The following is an 11629-nucleotide window of genomic DNA, read 5'->3' on the forward strand; positions in this document are numbered from 1 at the left end:
TCGCCGGCGGCCGACGAGGTGCGCGCCCTGGCGCTGGCGCTGCGCGGCCTCGCGCCCCGCCGGTGACGCCGGGGGCTGGCGCGCCCCGCGCCGTCGTTGTCTGCTGCGGCGCGAAGCGACCGGAGACGGCATGAGCGGCAAGCTGGGCGACACCGAAATCGTCGAGGACGCCTATCCGGAGCTCGACGCCGTCGCCGCCATCCAGCGCGGGCTGCACACCTACAACCAGGAAATGGGCGGCGCCTATGACCGCGAGCCGGTGACGCTGCTCGCCCGCGGGCCGGACGGGACGGTGCGCGGCGGGCTGCTCGGCCTGACCTTCTGGGGCTGGCTCTTCATCGACTGGCTCTGGCTGTCGCGCGAGCAGCGCGGCCAGGGCCTGGGGTCGGAGCTGCTGCGCCGCGCCGAGGCGATCGCGCGCGAGCGCGGCTGCGGCCAGGCCTACACCGACACCTTTTCCTTCCAGGCGCCGGGCTTCTGGGAATCGAACGGCTATGCCGAGTTCGGACGCCTGGACGGCATGCCGGCCGGCCACGCGCGGCTGTGGTTCCGCAAGACGCTCATCGTGCCTGCGACAGGCGCAGCTCCCGCCACCAGATGAAGAGGCCCGCGCCGACCAGCACGGCGAAGCCGAGCAGGTCGAGCACGCCGGGCCATTCGCCCCAGAACGCGACGCCGAGCGCCATCGTCCATAGCAGCGCGGAATATTCGAAGGGGGCGAGCAGCGTGGTGTCGCCGCGCCGATAGGCCTCCGTCATCAGGAGCTGCGCGACGGCGGAAACAAGCCCGATCGCGACCAGCAGCGCCCATTGCCGCGGCGTCGGGTCCACCCAGACCGGGATGGTCGCGATGCCCGACAGCAGGGTGCTGCCGAGGGCGAACCACAGCACGATGGTCACGCCATGCTCGCCCGCCTGGCCCATCCTCCGGATCGACATCATCGCGAGCGCCCAGCCGAGCGAGCCGAGCAGCACGAGCAGCACGGGCCAGAGCGGCAGCGCCTCCCCCCCGCCCGGCCGCGCCACCAGCAGCACGCCGAGGAATCCCACGACCACCGCCGACCAGCGCCGCCAGCCGACGCGCTCGCCGAGCAGAACGACCGACAACGCGGTGAGGAACAGCGGCATGGTGAAGCCGAGCACCGTCGCGGTGGCCAGCGGCAGCCAAGTGTAGCCCGCGAAGGCCCCGACCATCCCGCACATGCCGCAGAGGATGCGCGCCACGTGCCACCTCGGCTGGCGCGGCACCAGCAGCGCCAGACCACCCGCGCGCATCAGCATCACGAAGAGCAGCGGCAGCGCGAAGACGTTGCGGAACAGGATCAGCTGCGCGATCGGCACCGCCCCCTCCAGCCCCTTCACCGCCGCCGCCGCCAGCGTGAAGGTCGCGGAGGAGCCGAGGACGAGCAGCACGGCGCGCGCATTGGCGCGGGACGGATCAACCGCCCGCGCAGGAGCGCGGGACGGATCGGGTGGGGACATGGACGCTCCTGCGACCCGAGGCTAGGTTCCGCCGTCCATGAGCGCCAGCCCGCCCCGCCATCCCAAGGCGCCGCCGATCCCGCACGCGCCAGGGCTGACGGTGGAGACCGACGAGGTCGCCTTTGGCGGCCGCTTCGCCATGCAGCGCGTCTGCTTCCGCTACACGCGCTTCGACGGCACGACCTCCGCCCCGCTGACCTGGGAGCTCTGGCGGCGCGGCAACGGCGTGCTCGTGCTCCCCTACGACCCGCGCGCCGACCGCGTCGCGCTGATCGAGCAGTTCCGCCTGCCCGCGCTCGCCGCCGGCCTGCCGCCGATCCAGGCCGAGGCGCCGGCCGGCCTGCTCGAACCGCAGGAGGACCCGGCCGTCGCCGGCGCGCGCGAGTTGCTGGAGGAAGCCGGGCTCCGCGCCGGCCGCATGGAACGAATCGGCGGCTTCCTGCTGATGCCCGGCGGCTGCGACGAGATCGTCCACCACTACTGCGCCGAGGCCGAGATCCCCGCGGACGGCGCCGGCACGCATGGCCTCGCGCATGAGGGCGAGGACACGCGCATCCTGATCCTGCCCGCCGCGGACGCCTTCCGCATGGTGGCGGAGAATCGCGTGCAGGGCGCGCCGACCGCGCTCGCCCTGCTCTGGCTGCAACTGAACCGCGCGCGGCTGCGCGAGGAATGGACCCGATGACGATCGCCCTGTTTTCCGACGACGCCTATCTGCAGGACTGCACCGCGCGCGTGGTCGCGCTCGACGAGAAGGGCGTCCTCCTGGACCGCACCGTGATGTATGCGCGCAGCGGCGGCCAGCCGGGCGATGCCGGCACGATGATCTGGGACGGCGGCGAGGCCGCGGTGGCGGAAGCGATCAAGGGCGAGGCCGGCGCCATCCTGCACAGCCTCGCGCCCGGCGCGACGCCGCCCCCGGTCGGGGCGGAGGTGCGCGTCGCGCTCGACTGGGCGCGGCGTCACCGGCACATGCGCATGCACACCACCATGCACCTGCTCTGCAGCGTGCTGCCCGGCATCTACGCCACCGGCAACCAGATCGGCGTCGAGAAATCACGCCTCGACTTCGACCTCGCCGAGCCGCCCGCCAAGGAATGGCTGACGGAGCGGTTGAACGCCCTCGTCGCCGCCGACCACCCGACCGGCTTCACCTGGATCACGGAAGCGGAGTTGGATGCGAACCCGCAGATGGTCCGCACGCTGTCGGTGCAGCCGCCGCGCGGCGCCGGGCGCATCCGGCTGGTGCGCATCGGCCCCGAGGGCGCGCCGATCGACCTGCAGCCCTGCGGCGGGACGCATGTGCGCCGCACCGGCGAGATCGGCCGCATCGAGGTGACGAAGCTGGAATCCAAGGGCCGGCAGAACCGGCGCATCCACTTCATCCTGCCGGAGTGACGCGCATGGACAACCTCGTCTCGACCGAATGGCTGGCCGCGGAACTCGGCAAGCCCGACCTCGTGGTGCTGGACTGCACCACCTACCTGCCGAACGAGCCGGGCGACATCCATTCGGGCTTCGCCGCCGCGCATCTGCCGGGCGCGCGGCTCTTCGACATCAACGCGATCGCAGATGCCGACACGGACCTGCCGCACATGGTCCCGACGCCTGCGCGCTTCGCGAAGCTGGTCGGCGCGCTCGGCGTCTCCAACGCGTCGCGCGTCGTCTTCTACGACCAGCACGGGCTGCGCGCCTCGCCGCGCGGCTGGTGGATGATGCGGCTCTTCGGGCACGAGGCGGTCGCCTGCCTCGATGGCGGCCTGCCGAAATGGAAGGCCGAGGGCCGTCCCATCGAGACCGGCCCGCCGCGTCCCGCCGTGCCCGCGACCTTCATCCCCGACCTGATCGCCCGCCGCCTCGCTGGCATCGGCGACGTGAAGAAGATCGTGCGGCAGGGCGGCGGGGAAGCCCTGATCCTCGACGCCCGCAGCAAGGGTCGCTTCGACGGCACGGCACCGGAGCCCCGCGCCGGCCTGCCCTCCGGCCACATGCCCGGCGCGGCCTCCCTGCCCTTCACCGAACTCCTGAACGCAGATCAGACGATGAAGGACACGGCGACGCTCCGCGCGATCTTCGCCGCGCGCGGCGCCGACGACGACCGGCCGCTCATCACCTCCTGCGGCTCGGGCGTCACCGCCTGCGTCGTGGCGCTCGGCGCCGTGCGCGCCGGCCTGCCCGAACCGGCCGTCTATGACGGCTCCTGGACCGAATGGGCCTCGCGGCCCGAAACGCCGAAGGCCACCTCGTGACCGACACACCGAAGCGTGGCTTCGCCACGCGCCTGACTCACGGCTCGCGCCCGCCCGTCCGCAGCCACGGCTTCGTCAACCCGCCGGTCTACCGCGGCTCCACCGTGCTGCAGCCCTCCTGCGAGGCACGCGTCGCGAACGGCAAGCGCCGCTTCGAACGCGTCATGACCTACGGCACCCAGGGCGGCCCGACGCATTACGCGCTCGAGGACATGGTCGCGGGGATCGAGGGCGGCACGCATTGCACCATCGTCGGCACCGGCCTCGCCGCCGTCGCCGTGCCGCTGCTCGCCTTCCTCAAGGCGGGCGACCACTGCCTGATGCCCGACAGCGCCTATGGCCCGGCCCGCGCGCTGGCCGAAGGGATGATGAAGGGCTGGGGCATCGAGACCACCTTCTACGAGCCGACCACGACCGCCGAGGCGCTGGCGCCGCACTTCCGCGCCAACACGCGCGTGCTCTATCTGGAGAGCCCCGGCAGCCACACCTTCGAGGTGCAGGACGTCCCCGCGCTGACGGCGCTGGCGCGCGCGCGCGGCGCGGTCAGCATGATCGACAACACCTGGGGCATCCATCACTTCCAGCCCTTCGCGCATGGCTGCGACGTCTCGATCCAGGCGCTGACCAAGTATGTCGGCGGCCATTCCGACATTCTGCTCGGCTCCGTCACGGTGAAGAGCGAGGCACACCACCTGGCGGTGCGCGGCGCGGCGAGCGCCATGGGCCACTACGCCAGCCCCGACGATTGCTGGCTCGCGCTGCGCGGCGCCCGCACCATGGCCGTGCGCCTTCAGCACCAGGAACAGGCCGCCCTCGAGGTCGCGCGCTGGCTGCAGGCGCGGCCGGAGGTCCACTCCATCCTGCATCCGGCGCTGCCCGAGGATCCCGGCCATGCGATCTGGAAGCGCGACTTCACCGGAGCCTGCAGCCTGTTCGGCGTGGTGTTCCAGCCGCGCTACACGGAAGCCGACATCTTCCGCTTCGTGGACGGGTTGAAGCTCTTCGGGATCGGCGCCTCCTGGGGCGGCTACGAGAGCCTCGCGCTGCCCTCCGGCCCCTCGATCAGCCGCAGCGTGTCGCGTCCCCTGCCCGGCCAGGCCGTGCGGCTGCATATCGGGCTCGAGGAGGTCGCGGACCTGATCGCCGACCTCGAGCAGGGCCTCGCGTCACTGCCGCGCTGAGCCGGCGCAGGCGGCGCAGAGCCCCTCCACCTCCACCGTCGTGCGGCTCGGCGCGAAGCCGGCCGCGCGCGCGGCCTCGGCGACCGCGGCCGCGACGCGGTCGTCGCAGACCTCCGCCGTCGCACCGCATTTCGAGCAGATCAGGAACTGGTGCGGATGGTCGTGGCCGTGGCCGCAATGCGCATGCGCCTCCGGCCCGACGCAGCCGATGAAGGCGTTCAGCCGCTCCACCTTGTGCACCAGCCCCTGCTCCAGCAGGAAATCCAGCGCGCGATAGACGGTGGGCGGCGCGGCCCCCGGCCGCTCGGCGCGCAGCTGGTCGAGCAGCGCATAGGCGCCGATCGCCTGCGGCGAGGCCAGCACCAGCCGCAGCACCTGGCGGCGCAGCTCGGTCAGCTGCGCCCCACGCGCGAGGCAGGCCGCCTCCGCCCGCGCCAGCGCCGCCTCCAACCCGGCCCCTGCCGTTCCGCTCATGTCCTGCCTCTTCCACCCCGCTTCGCGCCGGGCGATATAATGTAACGCCGCACGGAGCCGCTTGCCATGCCCATACCCCCGCCGGCGCTCGCCGACGCGCCCGATCCCGCCGCCCGCGCCCTGTTCCTGGATGCGGTGCGCTTCGACGGGCACGGCCTGATCCCCTGCATCGCCCAGCAGCACGACACGGGCGAGGTGCTGATGATGGCCTGGATGAACCGCGCCGCGCTCGCCGAGACGCTGGCGACCGGCCGCGTCACCTACTGGTCGCGCTCGCGCGAATCGCTCTGGCGCAAGGGCGAGACCTCGGGCCAGGTGCAGGCGCTGGTCGATCTCCGGCTCGACTGCGACGGCGACACGCTGCTCGCGCTGGTGGACCAGACCGGCGTCGCCTGCCACACCGGCCGCCGCAACTGCTTCTTCCGCGCGCTGCGCGGCGGCGAGCTGGCCGAGATCACGCAGCCGGAAGCGGACCCGGAGGCGCTGTACGGGCGGTGACCAATCCCGTCCCACTGACCGTCCTCACCGGCTTCCTCGGCGCCGGCAAGACGACGCTGCTCAATGCGCTGCTCGCGCATCCGGCGCTGGCCGACACCGCCGTGCTGGTGAACGAGTTCGGCGAGATCGGGCTCGACCACCTGCTGGTGGAGCGGCTGGATGGCGAGGCGGTGCTGCTCAATGCCGGCTGCCTCTGCTGCACCGTGCGCGGCGACCTGATCCGCGCGCTGGACGGGCTGTGGGAGCGGATCCTGGCGGGCAAGGCGATCCGCCGCGTGGTGGTGGAGACGACGGGCCTTGCCGATCCCGCGCCGATCCTGGCGACGCTGATGGCCGATCCGCGCATGGGCGCGCGCTTCGTCCTCGACGGTGTGGTGACGGTGGTGGATGCCGCCTCCGGCGCCGCGACGCTCGATGCGCAGGAGGAAGCGCGCCGCCAGGCCGCCGTCGCCGACCGCATCCTGCTGAGCAAGACCGACCTCGCCGACGCGGAGGCCGTCGCGGCACTGACGGCGCGGTTGCGCGCCCTCAACCCCGTCGCGCCGATCCTCGAGGCACGGCATGGCGACGTCGCGCCCGAGGCGATCCTGGCCGCCGGCCCCTTCGATCCCGCGGCCAAGGCGCCCGACGTCGCGCACTGGATCGGCGCCGCGTCGCGCGACCACCACCACCATCACCACCACGATCCGAACCGCCACGGCGCCGACATCCGCGCGCTCTGCCTCGACTTCGACGCGCCGCTGTCCTGGGAAGGCGTCGGAAGCTTCCTCGAGATGCTGGCGACGACGCGCGGCGAGGCCGTGCTGCGCGTGAAGGGCATCCTCGACCTGGTGGGCGAGGACCGCCCGGTCGTGGTGCATGGCGTGCAGCGCGTCTTCCATCCGCCGCGGCGCCTGGCCGCCTGGCCCGAGGGCGAGCCGCGCCGCTCCCGCCTCGTCTTCATTCTCCGTGGCCTCGATCCGCAGGTGGTGGAGGACGGGCTCGCAGCCTTCCTTCAGGCCGCTACCCCCGCGTGACCTTCACCCAGAGGATCAGCATGCAGAGCGGCACGGTCACGATGTTGGCCGCCACCAGCCCCCAGGACCCGACCAGCGCGCCATAGGTGAGCCACATCGAATTGCCGACCACCAGCAGCACCAGCAGCCCGAGATTCACGTCGCGCGCGGACCGCGTCCGCCAGGTCTGCACCGCTTGCGGCACGAAGGCCGAGGTCGTCATCACGCCGGCGGCAAGGCCGATCAGTTCCACAGGATCCACGCCACCCCTTCCCCCGCCGGATGGCGATGCCTATGCATCCCCCCATGTCGGACGTCCACCTGGCCTTCGAGACACTGTCCGGCCCCGCGCTGCATCCCCTGCTGCCGGAGCTCGCACGGCTGCGCATCGAGGTCTTCCGGGAATGGCCCTATCTCTACGAGGGCGACGAGGCCTATGAGCGCCGCTATCTCCGCGCCTATGCCGATGCGCCCGGTGCGGCCGTCGTCGTCTGCCGCGACGGCGATCGCGTCGTGGGGGCGGCGACCTGCGAGCCGATGACGGAGGGCCATGCGCCGGTGCGCGACGCTTTCGCCGCCGCCGGCCTCGATCCCGCGCGCTTCTGCTACTTCGGCGAATCCGTGCTGCTGCGCGCCTATCGCGGCCGCGGCGCCGGCGTGCGCTTCTTCGCCGAGCGCGAGGCGCATGCGCGCCGCCTGAACCTTGCCGCCGCCGCCTTCTGCGCGGTGATCCGCGACGTCGACGACCCGCGCCGCCCCGCCGGTCACGTCCCGCTCGACGATTTCTGGCGCAAGCGCGGCTATGTGCCGCGGCCCGACCTCACCGTGACCTTCGACTGGAAGGAGATCGGCGCGCCGGCGGAAACGCCGCACACCCTCTCCTTCTGGCTGAGGGATCCGCTGTGACCGCGCCGCCCGCCAAGCCGCTGCGCCTCGGCCTGCTGCAATATCCGGTGGAGCGCCCGGCCTCCATTGCCACCTGGGGCGCGAAGCTCGACCGCTGGATCGAGCAGGCGAAGCCGCAGGCCGACCTGCTGGTCCTGCCCGAATATGCCTGCGTCGAGCTGGGCGCCGCGCTGGTCGGCCGCGATGCGACCGACGAGCCGACCGAGCTCGCCGCCATGGTCGGGCATGCGGACGCGATCCTCGCCGAGATGCGCGCCACCGCGCGCCGCCACCGCACCTGGCTGCTGCCCGGCACGCTGCCGATGCGCGCCGGCGACCGCGTCGTCGCGCGCGCCCCGCTCATCGCACCCGACGGGCGCGGCGCCTTCCAGGAGAAGCGCGCGATGACCCGCTTCGAGGATGAGCGCTGGGGCATAAGCTCCGGCGCGAGCCCACGCGTCTTCGACACGCCCTGGGGCCGGCTCGGCATTTCGATCTGCTACGATGTCGAGTTCCCGAAGCATGTCCGCGCGCAGGTCGAGGCGGGCGCGTGGCTGATCCTCGCCCCCTCCTGCACCGACAGCCGGCATGGCGCGACGCGCGTCAACGTCTCCGCCGCCGCGCGCGCCATCGAGAATCAGTGCTACGTCGCCACCACGCCGACGGTGGGCGAGGCGCCGTGGTCGGCGGCCCTCGACGTGAACCGCGGCCAGGCGGCGGTCTACGGCCCCGCCGACCGCGGTTTCCCGGAAGACGGCGTGATCGCGGCAGGCGAGCGCGATGCGCCGGGCTGGGTCTTCGCGACCCTCGACCCCGCGAAGCTCGACCACGTGCGAGAGCATGGCGCGGTGCGCAACCACCGCGACTGGCCGCGCGCTCCCGTGCCGCCCCCGACGCCGGCCGAATTCGCATGACGCTCGTCTACATCGTCGCCGGCGAGGCATCCGGGGACGCGCTCGGCGCGCGCCTCGTCGCCGCGCTCCGTACCCATGATCCGTCGCTCACCTTCGCCGGCATCGGCGGCCCGCGCCTCGCGGAGCAGGGCATGGACAGCCTCTTCCCGATGCGCGAGCTCGCGCTGATGGGCCTGATCGAGGTGCTGCCCAACATCCGCAACCTCGCGCGCCGCATGACGCAGACGGTGGAAGACATCACCACGCGGCGCCCGTCCGTCATCGTCACCATCGACAGCCCCGGCTTCGCCATGCGGCTCGCGGAACGCGTGAGGCCGCTCGGCATCCCGATCGTGCACTACGTCGCGCCGCAGGTCTGGGCCTGGCGGCCCGGGCGCATCGCGAAGATCAAGGCGCGGGTGGACCGCATCCTCTGCCTGCTCCCCTTCGAGCCCGTGATCTTCGAGCGCGCCGGCATCCGCGCCGACTTCGTCGGCCACCCGGTCCTGGAATCCGGCGCCGATGCCGGCGACGCCGCGCGCTTCCGGGCCGCGCACGGCCTCGGCGCGGAGGAGCGCGTGCTGCTCGTCATGCCCGGCAGCCGCAGGATGGAAGCGAAGCGCCTGCTGCCCCTCTTCGGCGCGACGCTCGAGCGCCTCTCCGCGCGCCTCCCCGGCCTGCGGCCCGTCATCGCCGTCTCGCCCGTCGTCGCGGAACTCGTGCGCGCGCGCGTCGCGTCCTGGCCTGGCCGCCCGATCCTGGTCGAGGCGCTCGCCGACAAGCACGACGCCTTCGCCTGCGCCTCCGCCGGCCTCATCAAGTCCGGCACCTCCAGCCTCGAGATGGCGGTGGCCGGCGTACCGCACATCGTCGCCTATCGCGTGAACCCGATCACCGCCGCGATCGTGCGCCGCCTCGTCCGCGTGCGCTTCGCGAGCCTCGTCAACCTGCTCGCCGAACGCGAGGTCGCGCCCGAATTCCTGCAGGACCGCGCGATGCCGGAGGCGATGGCCGAGGCGCTGCACACGCTGCTCGCCGACCCCGCTGCGGCTGAGGCGCAGCGCGCCGGCCTGCGCTCGGTGCTCGATTCGCTGCACCCGCCCGGCCTCGCGCCGAGCGAGGCCGCGGCGCGGGTCGTCCTGGACGAGCTCGAGCGCCGCCGCGCCTGACGGCGGCTTGTCCGCGCGTCCCGCGACGCAGCGCGTCGTCCCGCGTTGTACCGCCGCACTTGCTGGCGCCGCGCGCTTCGGCGCGTTGTGCGCGGGCGATGGAGGCGACGATGGCGGGACGTGTTGCGATGATCTGCGGGGCGGCGCTGGCCTGCCTCGCCCTGCCCGCCGCCGCGCAGCAGGTGCGCCTGCCGAACCCGGCCGGCACCTTCGCCTTCATCCTCGAGAACGACACCTTCTCGGGCAACGACCGCTACTACACCAACGGGTTCCTCTTCGCCTGGCGCTCGCGCGCGGACGAGACGCCCGACTGGCTCGCCGAGGCCGCCTCGCGCATGCCGCTCTTCTTCCCCGCCGGCGGCGCGACGCGCTGGGGCCTCGGCTTCGGGCAGAAGAAATGGACGCCCGAGGACACCGACCTCCGCAACCCGCCGCTCGATGACCGCCCCTATGCCGCCTGGCTCTACGGCTCGGTCACGATGGTCTCCTACACGGACCGCGCCTTCGGCGCGCTCGAGCTGCAGTTCGGCGTGGTCGGCCCGGCCGCGCTCGGCGAGCAGGTGCAGAACAACACGCACGACTTCATGAACATCGACCGCGCGCTCGGCTGGAACACGCAGATCAAGGACGAGCCCGGGCTGAACCTCGTCGCCAACCGCCAGTGGCGGCTCAACGCGCCGACCCGCTGGGACGGCGTTTCGGTCGGCCTCGTGCCCTCCGTCTCGGCCAGCCTCGGCAATGTCAGCACCTATGGCGCGATCGGCGTGATGGCGCGCTTCGGCACCGAGCTCGAAGCCGATTTCGGCCCGCCGCGCGTCCGCCCCGCCTCGGCCGGCTCGGTCTTCTTCGAGCCGACGGATCGCTGGGGCTGGTACGTCTTTGCCGGCGTCGAGGGCCGCGCCGTGCTGCGCGACATCTCCCTCGACGGCAACAGCTTCCGCTCGAGCCGCAGCGTGGACCGCGAGACCTGGGTCGGCGATGCGGTGCTGGGTGCGGCCGTCTTCTTCCGCCGCGCGCGGCTCACCGCCACCTACACGATCCGCAGCCAGGAATTCACCACGCAGCGCGAGAACGCGCAGTTCGGCTCGATCAGCCTGGCTTTCTCCTTCTGATCCTCGCCCCGACGCGTCGTGGCTGCCGCGGCGCTCAGGCCGCCCCGCGCGCCCGCCGCATCACCGCCAGCCCCGCCACCACCTGCACCGCCATCCCGAACAGGAAGAACGCCTCCGGCCCAAGCTCCCGCGCCAGGCCGAACAGCGCCGGGGCAAAGGCGTAGACCGCCTGGCCGCTCGCCACGATCAGCGCCACGATCCGCGGCACCTCGCTCTCGGGAAAATCCTGCTGCGCGATCAGCGGCGGCAGCGTCGTCGCATTGCCGAGCCCGACGCCGAACAGCACCACGCCCGCCAGCAGCAGCGGCACGCTGCCGCCCGCCGCCAACAGCAGCGCGAGCCCCACGAACTGGATCGTGAGATTGACCGCCGCGGCGCGCCGGCGGTCCACGCCGGGCCGCAGCACGCGCCCCAGCACGACCCGCCCGCCCATCGCGCAGAGCGTCGCGAGCGCCATCGCCAGCCCGGCCCCCTGCGCGCCGAGATGCGGCGCCAGCAGCGACACCAGATGCGCGATCAGCCCGATCTGCGCGAAGAGGCACAGCGCGTTGAACGCCGCGAGGCTGCGGAAGCGCGCATCGCGCCAGGGATTGCCGCCGAGCGCCGCGGGCCGCGCCGCCTCCGACCGTGCGGCCTCCGCCCCGCCGTCGGGGCGCTGGCCCATGCCGCCCGGCGTGCGGCCGAGATACCGC

15 protein-coding genes are annotated in these 11629 nt (G+C 72.9%); 11 read left to right on the top strand and 4 right to left on the bottom strand.

Translation table 11 applies throughout. The annotated features are described in order from the left end of the window. Positions 1 to 130: 130 nt before the first annotated feature. Positions 131 to 601, top strand: a complete 471-nt coding sequence (locus L2I40_RS10665) for a GNAT family N-acetyltransferase (protein ID WP_237214888.1) — start codon at positions 131 to 133, stop codon at positions 599 to 601. Here the strand turns inward: L2I40_RS10665 and L2I40_RS10670 are convergent. Further along, positions 561 to 1481 carry a DMT family transporter gene (locus tag L2I40_RS10670; protein ID WP_237214889.1) on the bottom strand — a complete coding sequence of 307 codons (921 nt, stop codon included), beginning with the start codon at positions 1479 to 1481 and terminating at the stop codon, positions 561 to 563. The two genes, L2I40_RS10665 and L2I40_RS10670, sit on opposite strands and share 41 nt — an antisense overlap. Positions 1482 to 1518: 37 nt before the next feature. On the opposite strand from L2I40_RS10670, the gene L2I40_RS10675 reads away from it, so the two are divergent. Genes L2I40_RS10675 through metC form a run of 4 tightly spaced genes read left to right on the top strand, consistent with a single transcriptional unit; the run spans position 1519 to position 4911 of the window. Further along, positions 1519 to 2166 carry an NUDIX domain-containing protein gene (locus L2I40_RS10675; protein WP_237214890.1) on the top strand — a complete coding sequence of 216 codons (648 nt, stop codon included), beginning with the start codon at positions 1519 to 1521 and terminating at the stop codon, positions 2164 to 2166. Continuing rightward, positions 2163 to 2879: an alanyl-tRNA editing protein gene (locus L2I40_RS10680; RefSeq protein WP_237214891.1), complete on the top strand. Its 717-nt coding sequence runs from the start codon at positions 2163 to 2165 to the stop codon at positions 2877 to 2879. The genes L2I40_RS10675 and L2I40_RS10680 overlap by 4 nt, the downstream gene beginning before the upstream one ends. A gap of 5 nt (positions 2880 to 2884) precedes the next feature. Next, entirely contained in the window at positions 2885 to 3730 is an 846-nt protein-coding gene (locus L2I40_RS10685; protein ID WP_237214892.1) for a sulfurtransferase, read from the top strand. After that, entirely contained in the window at positions 3691 to 4911 is a 1221-nt protein-coding gene (gene metC, locus L2I40_RS10690; RefSeq protein WP_237214893.1) for a cystathionine beta-lyase, read from the top strand. Before L2I40_RS10685 ends, metC begins: the two co-directional genes overlap by 40 nt. Here metC and L2I40_RS10695 read toward each other — a convergent pair. Further along, positions 4897 to 5385 (bottom strand): Fur family transcriptional regulator, encoded by a 489-nt coding sequence (locus tag L2I40_RS10695; protein ID WP_237214894.1) that lies wholly within the window; start codon positions 5383 to 5385, stop codon positions 4897 to 4899. The genes metC and L2I40_RS10695 overlap by 15 nt on opposite strands. Positions 5386 to 5451: 66 nt before the next feature. Between L2I40_RS10695 and hisI the strand changes: the two genes are divergently transcribed. Both hisI and L2I40_RS10705 read left to right on the top strand, forming a co-directional pair. Beyond that, on the top strand, positions 5452 to 5883 hold the full coding sequence (gene hisI / locus L2I40_RS10700) for a phosphoribosyl-AMP cyclohydrolase (RefSeq protein ID WP_237214895.1): 432 nt from the start codon (positions 5452 to 5454) through the stop codon (positions 5881 to 5883). Next, positions 5880 to 6899 (top strand): CobW family GTP-binding protein, encoded by a 1020-nt coding sequence (locus tag L2I40_RS10705; RefSeq protein WP_237214896.1) that lies wholly within the window; start codon positions 5880 to 5882, stop codon positions 6897 to 6899. The genes hisI and L2I40_RS10705 overlap by 4 nt, the downstream gene beginning before the upstream one ends. On the opposite strand, the gene L2I40_RS10710 is transcribed toward L2I40_RS10705, so the two are convergent. Continuing rightward, positions 6886 to 7140: a SemiSWEET family sugar transporter gene (locus L2I40_RS10710; protein ID WP_237214897.1), complete on the bottom strand. Its 255-nt coding sequence runs from the start codon at positions 7138 to 7140 to the stop codon at positions 6886 to 6888. The genes L2I40_RS10705 and L2I40_RS10710 overlap by 14 nt on opposite strands. Positions 7141 to 7184: 44 nt before the next feature. Between L2I40_RS10710 and L2I40_RS10715 the strand changes: the two genes are divergently transcribed. From L2I40_RS10715 to L2I40_RS10730, 4 genes are all read left to right on the top strand, one after another. Next, positions 7185 to 7784 (top strand): GNAT family N-acetyltransferase, encoded by a 600-nt coding sequence (locus tag L2I40_RS10715; protein WP_237214898.1) that lies wholly within the window; start codon positions 7185 to 7187, stop codon positions 7782 to 7784. Then, positions 7781 to 8677, top strand: coding sequence for a carbon-nitrogen hydrolase family protein (locus L2I40_RS10720; RefSeq protein WP_237214899.1), 897 nt, complete (start codon positions 7781 to 7783; stop codon positions 8675 to 8677). Before L2I40_RS10715 ends, L2I40_RS10720 begins: the two co-directional genes overlap by 4 nt. Beyond that, a complete protein-coding gene (gene lpxB, locus L2I40_RS10725; RefSeq protein WP_237214900.1) occupies positions 8674 to 9825 on the top strand; it encodes a lipid-A-disaccharide synthase in 1152 nt (383 codons plus the stop codon). The genes L2I40_RS10720 and lpxB overlap by 4 nt, the downstream gene beginning before the upstream one ends. Before the next feature lie 110 nt (positions 9826 to 9935). Further along, a complete protein-coding gene (locus L2I40_RS10730) occupies positions 9936 to 10937 on the top strand; it encodes a lipid A deacylase LpxR family protein (RefSeq protein ID WP_237214902.1) in 1002 nt (333 codons plus the stop codon). Between the two features lie 34 nt (positions 10938 to 10971). Here L2I40_RS10730 and L2I40_RS10735 read toward each other — a convergent pair. Beyond that, on the bottom strand, positions 10972 to 11629 hold a 658-nt coding region (locus L2I40_RS10735; RefSeq protein ID WP_237214904.1), incomplete at its 5' end, for an MFS transporter.

It is taken from the genome of Falsiroseomonas oryziterrae, from assembly GCF_021864505.1.
In the GTDB taxonomy this organism is placed as follows: Bacteria; Pseudomonadota; Alphaproteobacteria; order Acetobacterales; family Acetobacteraceae; genus Falsiroseomonas; species Falsiroseomonas oryziterrae.